This is a genomic window from Antarcticibacterium arcticum (assembly GCF_007993795.1).
GTDB classification, from domain to species: Bacteria; Bacteroidota; Bacteroidia; order Flavobacteriales; family Flavobacteriaceae; genus Gillisia; species Gillisia arctica.
Genome location: NZ_CP042476.1, coordinates 2392034 through 2408269, shown reverse-complemented (window position 1 = coordinate 2408269; position 16236 = coordinate 2392034). Strand labels below are relative to the sequence as shown.

General features: G+C 41.3%; 15 protein-coding genes. 14 read left to right on the top strand and 1 reads right to left on the bottom strand.

Annotated features, from left to right (window positions below; all coding sequences use genetic code 11):
* Window positions 1-48: 48 nt before the first annotated feature.
* Window positions 49-507 carry a GAF domain-containing protein gene (locus FK178_RS10830; RefSeq protein ID WP_146834792.1) on the bottom strand — a complete coding sequence of 153 codons (459 nt, stop codon included), beginning with the start codon at window positions 505-507 and terminating at the stop codon, window positions 49-51.
* Window positions 508-594: 87 nt separating this feature from the next.
* Here FK178_RS10830 and xrtF point away from each other — a divergent pair, with 87 nt between their 5' ends.
* From xrtF to FK178_RS10760, 14 genes are all read left to right on the top strand, one after another.
* Entirely contained in the window at window positions 595-1152 is a 558-nt protein-coding gene (gene xrtF, locus FK178_RS10825; protein WP_146834789.1) for an exosortase family protein XrtF, read from the top strand.
* Window positions 1136-1603, top strand: a complete 468-nt coding sequence (locus FK178_RS10820) for an exosortase F system-associated membrane protein (RefSeq protein ID WP_146834786.1) — start codon at window positions 1136-1138, stop codon at window positions 1601-1603. Before xrtF ends, FK178_RS10820 begins: the two co-directional genes overlap by 17 nt.
* 108 nt (window positions 1604-1711) lie before the next feature.
* Window positions 1712-2113: an HYC_CC_PP family protein gene (locus FK178_RS10815; protein ID WP_146834784.1), complete on the top strand. Its 402-nt coding sequence runs from the start codon at window positions 1712-1714 to the stop codon at window positions 2111-2113.
* 103 nt (window positions 2114-2216) lie between these two features.
* Complete coding sequence (locus FK178_RS10810; RefSeq protein ID WP_146834781.1) at window positions 2217-6074, top strand: efflux RND transporter permease subunit; 3858 nt, start codon at window positions 2217-2219, stop codon at window positions 6072-6074.
* 11 nt (window positions 6075-6085) lie between these two features.
* A complete protein-coding gene (locus tag FK178_RS10805) occupies window positions 6086-7381 on the top strand; it encodes a TolC family protein (RefSeq protein WP_240793819.1) in 1296 nt (431 codons plus the stop codon).
* A 52-nt stretch (window positions 7382-7433) separates the two neighbouring features.
* On the top strand, window positions 7434-7793 hold the full coding sequence (locus tag FK178_RS10800; RefSeq protein ID WP_146834775.1) for a four helix bundle protein: 360 nt from the start codon (window positions 7434-7436) through the stop codon (window positions 7791-7793).
* The gene (locus FK178_RS10795; RefSeq protein ID WP_146834772.1) at window positions 7783-9513 is read left to right on the top strand and encodes an efflux RND transporter periplasmic adaptor subunit; all 1731 of its coding nucleotides are present in this window, start codon (window positions 7783-7785) and stop codon (window positions 9511-9513) included. The genes FK178_RS10800 and FK178_RS10795 overlap by 11 nt, the downstream gene beginning before the upstream one ends.
* A gap of 18 nt (window positions 9514-9531) precedes the next feature.
* Window positions 9532-10131 (top strand): DUF2911 domain-containing protein, encoded by a 600-nt coding sequence (locus FK178_RS10790; RefSeq protein ID WP_146834769.1) that lies wholly within the window; start codon window positions 9532-9534, stop codon window positions 10129-10131.
* 46 nt (window positions 10132-10177) lie between these two features.
* Complete coding sequence (locus FK178_RS10785) at window positions 10178-10633, top strand: DUF305 domain-containing protein (RefSeq protein ID WP_146834765.1); 456 nt, start codon at window positions 10178-10180, stop codon at window positions 10631-10633.
* A gap of 72 nt (window positions 10634-10705) precedes the next feature.
* On the top strand, window positions 10706-11419 hold the full coding sequence (locus FK178_RS10780) for a PepSY domain-containing protein (protein WP_146834761.1): 714 nt from the start codon (window positions 10706-10708) through the stop codon (window positions 11417-11419).
* Between the two features lie 27 nt (window positions 11420-11446).
* Window positions 11447-12040 (top strand): DUF3347 domain-containing protein, encoded by a 594-nt coding sequence (locus tag FK178_RS10775; RefSeq protein WP_146834758.1) that lies wholly within the window; start codon window positions 11447-11449, stop codon window positions 12038-12040.
* Window positions 12041-12667 carry a helix-turn-helix domain-containing protein gene (locus FK178_RS10770; protein ID WP_317130352.1) on the top strand — a complete coding sequence of 209 codons (627 nt, stop codon included), beginning with the start codon at window positions 12041-12043 and terminating at the stop codon, window positions 12665-12667. It begins immediately after the preceding gene.
* Window positions 12668-12760: 93 nt separating this feature from the next.
* Window positions 12761-13081: a four-helix bundle copper-binding protein gene (locus FK178_RS10765; protein ID WP_146834755.1), complete on the top strand. Its 321-nt coding sequence runs from the start codon at window positions 12761-12763 to the stop codon at window positions 13079-13081.
* A 139-nt stretch (window positions 13082-13220) separates the two neighbouring features.
* Window positions 13221-16202, top strand: coding sequence for a heavy metal translocating P-type ATPase (locus FK178_RS10760; protein ID WP_146834752.1), 2982 nt, complete (start codon window positions 13221-13223; stop codon window positions 16200-16202).
* Window positions 16203-16236 lie beyond the last annotated feature (34 nt).

Genomic DNA, 16236 nt, shown 5'->3' with positions numbered 1-16236 from the left:
TACTGTTTACTGTTTACTGTTTACTGTTTACTGTTTACCGTCTACCGTCTACCTCAAAATTTCCGCCACCTGCTCATTTACCCATTCAAGAAATCTTTCATCATCCTGCGTAAAGGGATCTGGCGTGTTGGAGTCAATATCGATCTGGCCTATATTTTCCCCATTTATGAATAAAGGCACCACGATTTCTGCCTTCACATGTATGTTACAAGCTATATAGTTGTCCTGAGCAGCTACATCTGGCACCACAAAATTTTGATTTGAAACTGCGACCTGACCGCAAATTCCTTTTCCAAAAGGGATAATAGTATGGTCTGTTGGTTCGCCTGCATAAGGCCCTAATTTTAATTCTTCCTTATCACCGTTTTTAAAGTAAAATCCTACCCAGGTATAATAAGGGATAGTTTCTTTCAACAATTCGCAGAGTTCCTGTAAACGGTCATCAACCGGTAAATTCTGCTGTTGTAATATTGTTTCAATACGGGGTTTTAAACTTTGAAATGACATAGCAATGAAAATTTTTGTAAAAGTATTTAATTAATAAGTTTTCAGGCATTCAATTTTCAATAAATTTGTTTAAACACCTATTAACTTTTGCTCCAATTATTTAAAAAATACAGGTCTGTACTACGGTTCATTCTCATTTTTTTGGGGAGCTATTTTATTTTATCACTTTTCTATAATATTTACCTCGACCTTTCCGGATCTGAAAAATATTACCCCGATTTCTTCACTTATCTGGTGGCGGTTCAAAGCGAGGCGGTAATTGAGTTTTTTGGATATACAGCAAACATAGAACCGCATCCAGATGAAGCTTCCATGAAATTATTTATCAATGAATATTTTCTCGCCAGGATAGTCGAAGGTTGCAACTCTATAAGTGTCATTATTCTATTCCTCTCTTTCGTGCTTTCATTTTTTGCCAACCTAAAAACCACCTTATTTTATATTTTGGCAGGAGCGGTAATTATATACATTATGAACATTGTGAGAATAGCCATTCTTACTATTGGGATTTACGAATACCCCCAACACGCCGAATTTTTGCACAGCATCGTATTTCCGTTAATTATTTACGGGACCGTTTTTCTATTATGGATCATCTGGGTGCGCATCTACTCTAAAACCCAAGCCTATGAAAGCGAGGTATAGAATTGTTGGCATTAGCCTCCTGGTGGGAATGCTGGTATTTATCCGGTATTTTGAAGCGCGGATTTTTTACGATCCCCTGCTGGAGTTTTATCATTCAGACTATTTAAAGGACACCACGCCTAATTTTGAAACCCTCGAATTGCTGCTTAATGTGTTTTACAGGTTTTTTCTTAATTCAATTATTTCCCTGGCTATTATCTATGTGGCTTTTCTGGATAAGAGCATATTAAAATTTTCCTTTTTATTATATGCTATTCTTTTTGTGATTGCATTCCCGGTATTGATGTTTCTAATCTTCACTATAGAAAATCATAATTTCCTGGCCCTGTTCTATGTACGTAGATTCTTTATACATCCTATATTTGTAATAATACTCCTGCCGGCTTTTTATTACTACCGGCTTAATATAAGGCAACGCAATAAATTCAAAAGTTTTCCCCACGAAAGCTAAAGTCTTCCCCGTAAGTACAAAGTATCTTTGGTGCAGGAATTAACAGATAAAACTTGGAATAAAGCTTTTGTGTTAAACTAAAAAGATAATTACTTATATTTGCAGGTAATGAAAACCACATTTCATAAAATGCTTTCGTTGACTTTGGCACTTTTGGTGTTCATGTCCACCTTTTCCTTTACGGTAGATAAGCATTTTTGTGGTAGTATGTTGGTTGATAAAGCGGTGTTTTCCCAGGCTAAGACCTGCGGAATGGAGATGATGGCAGATTCTTCCGCTTCAGAAGGTTCCTGCTGTACCAATGAAAAAACAGCAATTGATGGCCAGGATGAATTAAAGATCTCCTTTCAGTCCCTGGAACTTGACCAGCAATTGTTTCTTACAACTTTTACTCATTCTTATTTAATTCTTTTTGAAGGAACTGCCGTTAAGCATGTTCCTTTTAATCATTATTCCCCGCCTATCCTGGTGAGCGATATACAGATCCTCGATCAGGTATTTCTTATTTGATCTTTTAATGATGCACATATTTCAGAAATAATTTTTTTCTGAAAACCATTCCTTTGGGTATATCCCTTTTTTTTTCAGGGCCATCATTAAATCACTTTTAAGAATGTTCAATAGCATAATAAAATATTTCCTTTATAACAGGCTGGTAACTATACTTATACTGGTCTTTATTATAGGCTGGGGTCTGGTCACAGCGCCCTTTAACTGGAATATAGACTTCCTTCCGAGCGACCCCGTTCCCGTAGACGCCATCCCCGATATTGGGGAAAATCAGCAAATAGTTTTTACAGACTGGCCAGGGCGTTCCCCTCAGGATATTGAGGACCAGATCACCTATCCCATGACCACCACCCTGCTGGGAATATCGGGGGTGAAGTCCATAAGAAGTACCTCTATGTTTGGGTTTTCCATCATTTATATCATCTTCGAAGAAGATGTGGAGTTCTATTGGTCGCGCACCAGGGTGCTGGAAAAATTAAATTCCCTTCCGTCTGAATTGCTTCCGCAGGGAGTACAACCTACTTTGGGCCCTGATGCTACCGGCCTTGGGCAGGTGTATTGGTATACCCTGGAAGGTCGTGATCCTGAAGGTAATGTAACCGGAGGTTGGGACCTGCACGAACTGCGTTCTATCCAGGATTATTATGTAAAACTTGGATTAAGCGGAACAGATGGGGTGTCAGAAGTCGCCTCGGTAGGCGGGTTCATTCGGGAATACCAGATTGATGTTGACCCCGATGCCCTCAAGGCTTTTAATATAGGTATAGACCAGGTGATGATGGCGGTGCAGAATTCCAACCGCGATATAGGGGCAAAAACCCTCGAGATCAATAAAGTGGAATACCTGGTGCGTGGTCTTGGTTATATAAAATCTATAGAAGATATAGAGAATTCGGTTATTACCGCAATAGATAATAAACCTGTGCTTATTAAGGATATTGGGGTGGTAAACCTTGGCCCTGCTGAGCGCAGGGGCATCCTGGACAAAGGTGGTGCCGAGGTAGTTGGCGGGGTAGTAGTAGCCCGGTATGGATCCAATCCTTTAAAGGTGATTGAAAATACCAAGGAAAAGATCCAAGAGATCTCTGCAGGATTACCTCAAAAGACTCTGGCAGATGGAACCATAAGCAAACTTACCATTGTCCCCTTCTATGACAGGACACAGCTAATAAATGAAACCATTGGTACCCTGGAGAGCGCGCTTTCCCACGAGATCCTTATAAGCATCCTTGTGATAATTGTGCTGGTGCTGAATTTACGGGCTTCCCTTATAATTTCCAGTTTGCTGCCCATTGGGGTATTGATCACCTTTATAGCCATGCGGTATTTTGGGGTAGATGCCAATGTAGTGGCCCTCTCCGGGATTGCGATAGCAATTGGAGTGATGGTAGATGTTGGGATCGTGTTCGTTGAGAATATAATAAGGCATCTGGAGATGAAGAAAAATGCAGGTGCCCGGGATTCAAAGCTGCTGGGTATAATTCATAAAGCAACCATAGAAGTCGCTCCTGCCGTTACTACCGCTCTGGCGACAACAGTAGTGAGTTTTCTACCTGTGTTTTTTATGGAAAATGCTGAAGGGAAATTATTCAGGCCATTGGCGTTTACCAAAACCTTTGCCCTGGCTGCTGCATTCCTTGTAGGGATAATGATGCTCCCGATGCTTTCTTATTTTGCATTTAATATCAGGTTGCAAAAAGCCCGAATGATTAGGATCTGGAATATTGTACTAATTGTTGCGGGTCTGGTGCTGGCAATCTGGTTTAGTTTCTGGTTGCCGCTTGCGCTGGTGCTTATTGGAGTTGTAAGACTGCTGGAAGATCGCAATCCGGAATTTCTGGGGAAATATTCAACCCAAATCACTTTATTCATTATCCTGGCTGTAACCTTGTTCTTCCTTACAGAAGAATGGGTCCCGCTTGGGTATCAAAATTCCTTGTTTTCAAATTATATCTTTGTAATTGTCCTGCTCGCAATTACCCTTTTAATGCTGCTTGCAGTTGTAAGGTTTTACAGGCCTATATTAAGCTGGTGCCTTGATAATAAAGGGACATTTTTGTTATTACCCGTAATTACAATTTTCTTCGGATTGTTGATCTGGCTTGGTTTTCCCAGGATCTTTAGTCCTGTTGCCAACGGTTTTGATAAAATAGGCTGGAACGTACGTACTACATCGGGCTGGAGTGCTATGGCCCATACCTTTCCGGGGGTTGGTAAGGAATTTATGCCCTCTTTGAATGAGGGGAGTTTCCTTCTTATGCCCACCTCCATGCCCCACGCAGGTATTGAATCTTCAAAAGAATCGCTTCAAAGAATGGATATTGCCATAAGCGACATCCCCGAAGTGGAAATAGTAGTAGGTAAACTTGGAAGGATTGAAAGTGCACTTGATCCCGCTCCTATTTCAATGTATGAGAATGTGATCAATTACAGATCTGAATATGAACTTAGTCCAGAGGGAAGGCTTGTTACCTATAAGGTAGATAAGGAAGGAAAATTTATTATAAAATCGGGTGATACCTTAAGTAATGAAGACGCTCTTAACAACGGATTCACGGCAGATGATCTCATAATTGATAAAGATGGAAAATATTTCAGGAACTGGAGAGACCATATAAAAAGTCCTGATGATATCTGGAACGAGATCCTGAAACGTACAAATATTCCGGGGGTGACATCTGCACCAAAACTGCAACCTATTGAAACAAGGCTGGTCATGTTGCAAACGGGGATGCGGGCTCCTATGGGAATAAAAGTATATGGGCCCGACCTCCAAACTATTCAGGAATTCGGGATCCAGCTGGAAGACCTTTTGAAGCAGGTGCCTTCAGTAAAAGCCGAAGCCGTGTTTGCAGACCGTACAGTTGGTAAACCATACCTTGAAATAGATATAGACCGAAATGCAATTGCACGTTATGGTCTTAGTATAGAAAATGTACAGCAAACCCTTGAAACTGCTGTGGGAGGTATGGAAATAACCACCACTGTGGAGGGCAGGGAACGATATCCTGTGAGGGTTAGGTATCCCCGCGAGCTTCGGGACGACCCCTCTTCATTGGAAAGAATATTGATACCAACCCCGGTGGGGGCACAGATCCCGCTGGGAGAACTTGCTGAATTGAAATATACCCGCGGCCCCCAAATGATTAGAAGTGAGGAAACATTTTTGGTGGGGTATGTTCTATTTGATAAGCGTACAGAATTTGCCGAGGTAAATGTGGTAAACGATGCCCAGAAATTCATTCAGGATAAGATCGATTCCGGGGAACTAACTGTTCCTGCCGGGGTGAGCTATAAATTTTCAGGTAATTATGAGAATCAGGTACGGGCTGTAAAGCGCCTTTCTATCGTGATCCCCATAAGTTTGATCATCATTTTCCTGTTGTTATATTTTCAGTTCAAGACTATCATAGCTTCGACCATACATTTCTCGGGGGTATTTGTTGCCTTTGCAGGAGGGTTCATTATGATCTGGCTGTATGGCCAACCCTGGTTCATGGATTTCGCGGTTGACGGAGTTAATATGCGGGAGCTGTTCCAGATGGGAAATATTAACCTTAGCGTAGCAGTGTGGGTTGGTTTTATTGCCCTGTTTGGAATTGCAACAGATGATGGGGTGCTGATGGGAACTTATATACACCAGGTATTTGAGAAACGGGATCCCCAAACCGTTCCTGCGGTAAGGGCCGCGGTGATGGAAGCCGGGTTGAAAAGAGTAAGACCGGCGATGATGACCACCGCAGTAACTATTATTGCGCTGTTTCCTGTGCTGACCTCCAGAGGTAAGGGAGCAGATATTATGGTGCCAATGGCTATTCCAATCGTGGGAGGAATGATAATCCAGATAATGACAATTTTCGTAGTACCGGTTTTACAGGCATACTGGAGAGAATCTGTTGTAGAGTCCCACTCTAATTCCCCCGAAGGGGGAGAGATTTCTCCGCTATCTAAAGATTTATAAAATAATTGATGATGAAAAAAAACAGGCATTTTAATATAATAGGATTAGAACTTCCCCTTCGGGGGTTAGGGGGGATATTTTCCCTTCGGAGGCTGGGGGGAATTTTGTTTTTCTTCCTCTGGATGCAGGGGGGGCAGGCTCAGAACCTGGATACTTACCTCCAGATGGCGGCAGAGAACAATCCCAGATTGAAAGCCTCCTATGCTGAATTTGAAGCCGCCCTGCAGCGGGCACCCCAGGTTGCTTCCCTGCCGGATCCTACCTTGACCGTGAGCGCATTTGGGAGAATGATAGAGACAAGATTAGGAGCCCAGGAAGCCAGGTTCAATTTTATGCAGATGTTTCCCTGGTTTGGTACGCTGAAGGCAAAGGAGGATGCAGCGAACCTGATGGCTGAAGCTTCTTTTCAGAATTATCTGGATCTCCGGAATCAGGTTTTCTTCGATGTAAAATCTGTTTATGCCGAATTATATGCCCTTGATAAGATCATACAGCTGAAACAGGAAAATCTTGCTATTCTGGACTCATACCGGGAACTTTCCTTAAGTCGGTTCCAAAGTGGTAGTTCTCCTATGGTCAATGTGGTAAAAGTAGACATTCAAAGAGATGGCGCAATTACAGAGATTGAACTGTTGCAGGAGCAGCGTAAGCCTCTTCAAACCAGGTTCAACCTGATGTTAAGACGGGAACCAATGGCAGCGGTTAGCATACAGGATACTTTATTCCTCAGTGAAAATTCCCCTGTAATTGATAATAATGTCGCTTTTTCAGGACATCCCACCTTAACCGGATTGGAAAAGCAGGCTGAGGCTTATGCGATGCAGGATGTAATTGCACAAAAAGAAGGTCTTCCTATGATTGGGCTGGGGGTGGATTATTCCATAATTTCCAAACGAACCGATGCCAATCCCGATATGAACGGCCAGGATGCCGTGATGCCCATGCTTTCTGTAACACTGCCAATTTTCAGAAAGAAAGTGAACGCAGCCAGGAAAGAAGCTCAGTTGATGGGAGAAAGTATTGTAGAACAGCAGGAGGCGCAACGAAATGAACTTCAAAATGAATATGAAACTGCGATCTATGAAATAAACAGGGCTAAAAAACTACTGGATCTTTATGACCGGCAAATTGAAAGTTCCGGCCAGGCGAACAAATTGCTTATCTCCGGCTACAGCAATTCTATTACAGATTTCGATGAGGTGCTTCAAATGAATCAGGATGTGCTTATGTATCAAACCCAAAAAATTGAAGTTTTAAAAAATGGGTTAATTGCCCAGGCGAGACTTCAATATTTGCTGACGCAATGATACGATGGTGCGATGGTATAATAGTTTGATGATTTGATAATTAAAAATTTAAATGGAACAGAAGAATGAAATATTAGAACTGAGTTTTGATTTTGCTTTGGCAATAATTCAATTTTCTGAATTATTGGATAGTGATAAAAAGTATGTGATTTCAAGGCAGCTTTTGAAATCGGGTACCTCAATTGGAGCAAATATAAGGGAGGCCCAAAATGCTCATAGCAGAAATGATTTTATAGCCAAATGTGTAATTGCAATGAAGGAGGCAGATGAAACCGAATATTGGTTAATGCTTTGTGAACGGAGCACAAATTATCCTAATCCTGAAAATTTACTTTTAAAGATTACATCCATTAAAAAGCTTCTTTCGAGAATTATTTCTTCATCTATAAAAAACAGAAAAAATGAAAAATAAAAAGAATATAGGAATCGCTTTAGCGATTTTAATCATCGGATTAATGCTGGGATGGCTAATTAAACCATCTGGTAATACATCATCAGATGATCATACCATCACATCATCAAATGATCAAATTTGGACCTGTTCCATGCATCCCCAGATAAGGCAAAATGAACCGGGATCCTGCCCCATTTGTGGAATGGACCTTATTCCCCTAGAAACTTCAGGAGACGAAGGAGAGCCGGGAGTATACCATATGAGTGAGAATGCTTTAAAGCTTGCAAATGTGCAGACTATGGTGGTGGGAAGAGGAGATGCTTCAAAAGAGATGCGTCTTAACGGAAAAGTACAGGTAGATGAACGCGCGGCTTATTCGCAGAGCACTCATATCCCGGGAAGAATAGAACAACTGGCAATAAATTTTACCGGGGAAAAAGTGAGCCGCGGCCAAACCCTTGCCACTGTTTATTCGCCTGAGTTGGTTACGGCACAGGAAGAATTACTTCAGGCAGCAGCTATAAGGACAAGTCAGCCGGAATTATTTGAAGCGGCGAAAACCAAGTTGAGGAATTGGAAGATAGGAGACGCCCAAATAGAGCAGATCTTGTCTGGCGGGAAAGCTATTCAAAGATTTTCAATAAGAGCAGATGTAAATGGAATAGTGACAGAGAAGATGGTAGACCTGGGGGATTATGTAGAACGCGGGATGCCCATTTATGAAATCTCAGACCTTTCCAAAGTCTGGGTTTTATTTGATCTTTATGAAGGGCAGCTGGCCGCGGTTAAAGAAGGAAACAATATTTCATTCACCATCAATTCTTTCCCCGGTGAAAGTTTTGAAGGAAAGATAAGTTTTGTAGACCCTATGCTAAATCCTCAAACCCGCGTAGCCACTGCTCGTGTGGAAGTAAATAATAAGGACGGAAGGTTAAAACCCGGGATGTTTGCATCGGGAGTTGTGAAAAACACAATGAGCGAAGGCCAGACCCAGGAATTGATCATCCCCAAATCGGCAGTATTGTGGACGGGGAAACGCTCCATTGTATATGTAAAAACAAATGTAGATGGGAGACCCGGTTTCAGGTTAAGGGAAATAACCCTGGGACCATCATTGGGCGATTCATATGTTGTGCAGGAAGGCCTTGAGCAGGGAGAGGAAATTGTTTCTAATGGAGCCTTTACAATAGATGCTGCGGTGCAGTTATCAGGCGGGGTAAGTATGATGAATCCCGATGGGGGAAAGACGAGCACAGGTCATGATCATGGCCAGGCAGAACCTTTAAAATTCGAAATAAATGATAATGTAAAGCCAGGTCTCAATAAGTTGGTTGATGATTATTTAAAGCTAAAGGACGCACTGGTAAAAGATGATTATTCGCAGGCCCGAACAAATGCCCAGGCATTTGAAAAAAGTATTGAGACTGTCACAGGCTTTAATGAAGAGGGGAAAATAGTTTGGGAAAGCTATAAAAAGGAGTTGATAGCCGATGCTAAGGTCCTATCTGGTGCGGCAAAGATTGAGGGAATGCGGGCGCGCTTTGATGAAATGTCAACTACAATGATTGGTTTGGTAAAGACATTTGGCCTTACCAACGGTGGCTTGTATGTACAACATTGCCCCATGGCCGATAATGATAAAGGTGCAAACTGGTTAAGCAGGTCTAAAGAGATCCAAAACCCTTACTATGGTGCATCTATGCTGCGATGTGGAGAAGTAATTGAGACGATTAACTAATTTTAAAACAACAACGAAATGAATAAAATAATAATATTGCTTATTTCAGTAGTAATGATGGGTTGCGGGAATGACCCTAAACAAAAGGAATCTGCAGGTTCACAGGAACTGCAGGAAACCCATGAACACCATGAAACAGCAGAAACTTCACCACCCTCTAAAACATTAAGTCCCTATACCAGCGCTATGGCAATGATAGGAGATGCCCATATCCATATTGATTATTCTTCCCCCTCTGTAAGAGAGCGTATAATATTTGGTGGCCTGGTAGGCTATAATACCGTATGGCAGGCCGGCGCACATAAGGCCACCTGGATAGAGACAGATAAGAATCTTATAATTGACGGGAAAGCACTCCCGCAAGGAAAATATGGAATTTTTGTGATCCCTGGCAAAGAGCAATGGGAAGTAATGTTCAATACAAGATGGGATCAACATGGCAAAGATGACTATAATGAAACCGAGAATGTATTGAGCCTGAGTGTGAAGCCGGTTGAATTACAGGAGATCCAGGAATCTCTTAAGTATGAGGTAATAAAAACAAACGGAAACTCAGGAGTTATAACAATGGCGTGGGAAAAAGTAAAAATTGAGATCCCTTTTCAGGTAGGAAAATGAGGATTTGAGCTTTTAAACTTATTATTAATCAACCAAAACCATAAATATGAAAGCTAACAATTATTTGAAATTCGCCCTTATGATGGTAGTCTCTTTTATCATCATGTATGCTGTAATGTTTGCTAATGTTGCAGAATTTGATCATATCATGCTTAGCACTATGCGCACCTATATGACTATTTTAATGATAGCGCCCATGGCGATCTCCATGATGCTGTTCATGTGGGGAATGTATAAGAATAAAACCCTGAATGGTATCATTATAGGCGCGGCAATAGTTATTTTTGGGATCACTTTTTACATGATGCGTAACCAAACCGGAATTTCTGATGTTCAATATATGAAGGGAATGATACCACATCATTCTTCAGCTATATTAACAAGTGAGGAATCTGATCTAAGAGATCCTGAAACCAAAAAACTGGCAGAAGAGATCATTAAAGCGCAGGAAAAGGAAATCGCACAAATGAAACAATTAATTGAACAGCTCGAAAACCAATAGTTAAATTATAGTTGAAGAGCATATTTATAAAAAATTTTTAAGTTTGTTCAACCTAGCACTAAAAGTGAATAAATGGTAAAGCGTAAAACGGCTTTAAAATTAAGAAAGACTCACAGGTACCTTGGACTTTTTATTGGGGTTCAATTTATAATGTGGACTGTAAGCGGGCTGTATTTTAGCTGGACAGATATTGACGAGATCCATGGGGATGATTTTAGAAAACATCATGTAGAAAATCCTGATTTCGGTAATTTAATAAGTCCGGTGCAGGCACACGATAATTTGCCGGTAAATACTCTCGAGTTGAAAGATATTGCAGGAAATCCCTACTACCTTGTAAATGGAAACAAGTTAATAGATGCCAGGACCGGGGAGAAAAAAAATGAATTAAGCCGGGAGGAGGCCATTTTGGTAGCCCAAAAAAATATGGTTGAAGGGCTTGAGGTAACCGGGGTTGAAAGAATAGATCAAACCGATGAACACCATGAATACAGGAGTGGAAAACTACCGGCCTATGTGCTCTCTTTCAAATCTCCCAATAATTTGAAGGCATATGTATCTATTGAAGACGCTTCTTTTAGAAGTATAAGGCACCGGGACTGGAGATGGTTTGATTTTCTATGGATGACCCATACCATGGACTATGAGGGTCGGGATAATTTTAATAATCTTATTTTGCGAGTTTTTTCACTGCTGGGATTAATAACTGTCCTTAGCGGGTTTGTACTTTGGTATATTTCCTCCCCCACAGTGTTTAGAATAAAAAGAAAATTCAAAAGTAATTAATGTAAATTTTAATAATAATTATATACCATGAAAAGAAGTTTTAGAAATTTAATGATGTTCACCCTGGTTGCAGGAAGTTTATCAATGGTTTCCTGTAAGGAAACAAAAGAAGATGAGGCAGCAGAACCTATGCAGCACGAAATGCGGGAAGGAGAAGAAATGGACCACGAAATGGGTAAGACCATGGATGAAGACCAGATCCTGAACGATGAAATCACCGCAGAATTTGAAAATCAGCAAACAGGTGCTATGTATCAGCATTATATCAATATTAAAAATGCGCTGGTGAAAACTGATGCCACTATGGCTCAGGACAGGGCTAAGGAAATGGTCGCTGCCCTTGAATCAAATGAAGCCAATACCTCTGTTGCGGAAGCAGCCAGAAAAATTGCCACTTCTGCAGATGTGAATGTGCAACGTGAGGCTTTTTCAGAGCTTACCAAGGCAATGGATTCTCAATTAGAGGGTGCGCTTGCTTCCGGAGAGATCTACAAGCAATACTGCCCAATGGCCTTTGAAGGAAAAGGTGATTCATGGTTTTCAAATACCAAAGAGATAAGGAACCCATATTACGGGGATAAAATGTTGAGATGTGGCCGCGTAGAGGCTACTATTAAATAATTGAGATTTCCCGGCGATGAATATTCGCCGGGTTTTTTCTATTTGGGTACAGGATTTATGGAAAAGAATGTTCTTTTTATTAAAAACATGGTGTGTGCCCGCTGCATACTTTCAGTAAGTGAAATCCTGTCACGCCTGGAAATTCCATATGACCAAATTACCCTTGGAGAAGTTTCACTATCCCGGAGTTTAAGTCTTCAGGAAAAACAGGAATTGGCAAAAGAGCTTGATACCATAGGGTTTGAGATTATAGAAGATAAAAATACAAGGTTGGTAAACCGTATTAAATCGGTAATTATTAAAGGGATCTATGAGGATAAGAATTTCAGCAATCAAAACCTCTCTGCGATCCTAAGCGAGGAACTCAATTTTGATTACAGCCATTTAAGCAACCTTTTTTCCCGAATAGAAGGAAAAAGCATCCAGCATTATCAGCAGGACATTAAGACCGAAAGGGTCAAAGAATTACTTGAATATGATCAACTAAGCATTTCTGAAATCGCCATGGATCTGGGATACAGCAGTGCTGCCTATCTTTCTACCCAATTTAAAAAAAGCACAGGCCTTACTCCCTCCCAATATAAAATTGGCCTTGGAAAGAAGAGGAACTCCCTGGATTCTCATTGATTAACATACTTTTTAAAAGGTTTATACTTTCTTTATAAGTCATTCTTTATGCATAGTGGTAATTTTAATTATAACTAATTAAATACCAATATTATGAGAAATGAGAAATTGATCCATGCATTGGGAAATTGCATTAACCACTGTAATTATTGCGCAGATGCCTGCCTGGATGAAGAGAATGTAAAAATGATGGTAAAATGTATACGAACTGACCGGGTTTGTGCTGAAGTTTGTGCAGCCCTTAATCAGGTTCTTTCTACCAATTATAAAGATGTGCAGGGCCTTATAGATTACTGTATCAAAGTATGCAATGCCTGTGCCGATGAATGTGAAAAGCATGATCACCAACATTGTAAGGATTGTGCAAAAGCCTGCAGAGAATGTGCAAGAGCTTGTGAACAATATGCAGCTTAAAATTTTGCAGTATATCATAAAAAACCCGGTAATAACCGGGTTTTTTTATGATCACATCCAAAAAATTCAAAATTTAAATCTATAATTTTAAACATCAGGAAGTTATATATTCAATAATTTTGATATAAATGGCAGAATTATGATGACGCATATATATAAAATAGATGGGATGACCTGCAATGGTTGCCGCACTCATGTAGAGAAAGTTTTAAATGATATCGAGGAAGTAAGCAGGGCGACAGTAGATCTTGAAAAAGGGGAAGCCGTAATAGAGATGAAGTCCCACGTAGAAATTGAAAAACTGCAGGCTGCTCTTTTAAAGGCGGGTGAGAAATATAGTATTTCCGGGACGCAACAGGAGGTTTCCACCAAAGAGAAATCTATGAAACATACTTATACCGTTTCGGGAATGACCTGCAATGGTTGCCGCTCCCACGTGGAAAAGGTTTTAAATGAAGTGCCTGGAGTTACTCAGGCAACTGTGGATCTTGAAAAAGCCGAAGCCGTAGTTGAAATGCAAAAGCATATCAAAATAGAGGAATTTCAAAAGGCATTGAAAGAAGGGGATGGGAATTACATGATCTCTCCCCGCATAGTTTCTACAGACGATGCAGGAAATGAAATTTTTACCCAGGATTATGAGATAACGGGAATGACCTGTAATGGTTGTCGTACTCACGTGGAAGAGGCCTTGAATTCGGTTGACGGGGTCAGGAAAGCTTCAGTTGAATTGGATAAAGCAAAGGCAGCGGTAGAGATGGATTCTCCTATTGGAATCGAAAAATTCCGCCAGGCCTTAAAAGATGCAGGCGGCAATTACCACATTTACTTGCCTGGCGAGGAGCATACACCAATTGAAACCGGAGAAGATAAAAAACCAACAGGTAAAGGTACCGGTACATTTTACTGCCCAATGCATTGCGAAGGAGAAAAAACCTATGACCAGCCTGGAGACTGCCCCGTATGTGGGATGGATCTGGTAGAAGAAATGAGTTTTAGCGCGGGCGGTGGGCAATATACCTGCCCCATGCACCCTGAGGTAATCAAAGATGAACCCGGTTCCTGTCCTATTTGCGGGATGGACCTGGTACCTGTGGAGGCAGATATATCAGCCGAAAAGAAAACCTACAATAAATTGCTTAAGAAATTTAAGATCGCAGTGGCTTTTACTCTGCCTATCTTCCTCATAGCAATGTCTGAAATGATCCCCGGGAATCCGCTGTACAGGCTTATGGATATGGAGTACTGGAACTGGGTACAGCTGTTATTATCTATTCCGGTTGTCTTCTATGCAACCTGGATGTTCTTCGAGAGGGCGTACAGATCAATAAAAACCTGGAATTTAAACATGTTCACCCTCATTGGGATAGGTGCGGGAATTGCCTGGATCTTTAGTGTTTTCGGGCTATTATTTCCCGATTTCTTTCCGGCTCAGTTTAAAACCGAAATGGGCACTGTTCATGTTTATTTTGAAGCCGCCACCGTGATCCTAACACTGGTTTTACTTGGCCAGTTGCTGGAGGCAAGGGCACATAGCCAAACGAATTCTGCTATTAAGGAATTGCTGAAACTCGCCCCTAATACCGCAATCAGGGTTGTGAACGGCAAGGATGAGGTAGTTGCCACAGATAAAATTGTAGTAGGGGATATTTTAAGGGTTAAACCGGGAGATAAGATCCCTGTTGATGGGGTTATTGAGAAAGGTTCCAGCAGCCTTGATGAATCCATGATCACTGGTGAGCCTATTCCGGTAGATAAGGCCGAAGGCGATAAGGTAAGTTCAGGAACCATAAACGGCAACCAGAGTTTCACGATGAGAGCCGAAAAAGTTGGCAATGAGACCTTGCTGGCCCAAATCATAAAAATGGTGAATGAAGCCAGCCGCTCCCAGGCACCTATTCAAAAGCTCGCCGATAAGATCTCTGCTTATTTTGTACCAATAGTCGTGGTGGTATCCATAATTACATTTATTGTTTGGGCGATTTGGGGCCCCGAACCCAGTTATGCCTATGCCTTGATAAATGCTATTGCGGTGCTTATTATCGCATGTCCCTGTGCTCTGGGCCTTGCAACCCCAATGTCTGTAATGGTGGGAGTGGGGAAAGGTGCGCAGAACGGAGTGCTTATTAAGAACGCCCGTGCCCTGGAACAAATGGATAAGATAGACGTGCTTATTATTGATAAAACGGGAACTATTACAGAAGGAAAACCTTCAGTAGAAAAGGTAGTTTCAGCAGGAAGGCTTTCCGAAGATGAGGTTTTAAGATTAATAGCCTCAGTAAACGGAATGAGTGAACATCCATTGGCGGGAGCCACCGTTAAATTTGCTGAAGGTAAGAATATTGAACTTTTCGAGGCATCCCAATTCAACTCGGTTACCGGAAAAGGGGTAACCGGTATTACTGAAGATAAACAGATCGCCATTGGAAATGAAAAATTAATGGAGTATGTGAATGCCCAAATCCCCGGGGACCTTATTGCAAAGGTTGAAAAGGAACAAAACCTTGGAAAAACAGTTTCATATCTCGCGGTGAATGAAAGGGTGGAAGGTTATATAACCATTACAGATCCTATTAAGACTACAAGCAAACAAGCCATTCAGGAATTAATGGAAGATGGGATGGAGGTTTATATGCTTACAGGAGATAATAAAAATACCGCTGGGGCTGTGGCTTCAGAATTACATCTTACAGGATTTAAAGCCGGGATGTTGCCGGAGGATAAATTAAAAGAGGTAAAAAGAATTCAGGCTGAAGGAAAAAAAGTGGCCATGGCCGGTGACGGGATCAACGACGCCCCCGCTCTTGCCCAATCTGATATTGGAATTGCAATGGGTACGGGGACCGATGTGGCTATTGAAAGTGCCAAGATCACCCTGGTTAAAGGAGACTTGCAGGGTGTGGTGAAAGCCAAAAAGCTGAGTAAAAAAGTAATGACAAACATTAAACAGAATTTATTCTTTGCCCTTATCTATAACACGCTGGGAGTACCTATTGCGGCCGGAGTATTATACCCGGTCTTCGGATTGTTGCTTTCTCCTATGATCGCCGCCCTTGCTATGAGCTTTAGTTCGGTTTCTGTAATAGCCAACGCCCTTAGGCTCAGAACAGCCAAAATATAATGGATAATATTTTTAAGAATTTTAAATAATAGAA

Excerpts from the sequence above, each read along its gene's own strand:
- FK178_RS10830 (WP_146834792.1), bottom strand. The coding sequence starts at position 507 with ATGTCATTTCAAAGTTTAAAACCCCGTATTGAAACAATATTACAACAG.
- FK178_RS10820 (WP_146834786.1), top strand. The coding sequence starts at position 1,136 with ATGAAAGCGAGGTATAGAATTGTTGGCATTAGCCTCCTGGTGGGAATG.
- FK178_RS10815 (WP_146834784.1), top strand. The coding sequence starts at position 1,712 with ATGAAAACCACATTTCATAAAATGCTTTCGTTGACTTTGGCACTTTTG.
- FK178_RS10810 (WP_146834781.1), top strand. The coding sequence starts at position 2,217 with ATGTTCAATAGCATAATAAAATATTTCCTTTATAACAGGCTGGTAACT.
- FK178_RS10805 (WP_240793819.1), top strand. The coding sequence starts at position 6,086 with ATGAAAAAAAACAGGCATTTTAATATAATAGGATTAGAACTTCCCCTT.
- FK178_RS10800 (WP_146834775.1), top strand. The coding sequence starts at position 7,434 with ATGGAACAGAAGAATGAAATATTAGAACTGAGTTTTGATTTTGCTTTG.
- FK178_RS10795 (WP_146834772.1), top strand. The coding sequence starts at position 7,783 with ATGAAAAATAAAAAGAATATAGGAATCGCTTTAGCGATTTTAATCATC.
- FK178_RS10790 (WP_146834769.1), top strand. The coding sequence starts at position 9,532 with ATGAATAAAATAATAATATTGCTTATTTCAGTAGTAATGATGGGTTGC.
- FK178_RS10785 (WP_146834765.1), top strand. The coding sequence starts at position 10,178 with ATGAAAGCTAACAATTATTTGAAATTCGCCCTTATGATGGTAGTCTCT.
- FK178_RS10780 (WP_146834761.1), top strand. The coding sequence starts at position 10,706 with ATGGTAAAGCGTAAAACGGCTTTAAAATTAAGAAAGACTCACAGGTAC.
- FK178_RS10775 (WP_146834758.1), top strand. The coding sequence starts at position 11,447 with ATGAAAAGAAGTTTTAGAAATTTAATGATGTTCACCCTGGTTGCAGGA.
- FK178_RS10765 (WP_146834755.1), top strand. The coding sequence starts at position 12,761 with ATGAGAAATGAGAAATTGATCCATGCATTGGGAAATTGCATTAACCAC.
- FK178_RS10760 (WP_146834752.1), top strand. The coding sequence starts at position 13,221 with ATGATGACGCATATATATAAAATAGATGGGATGACCTGCAATGGTTGC.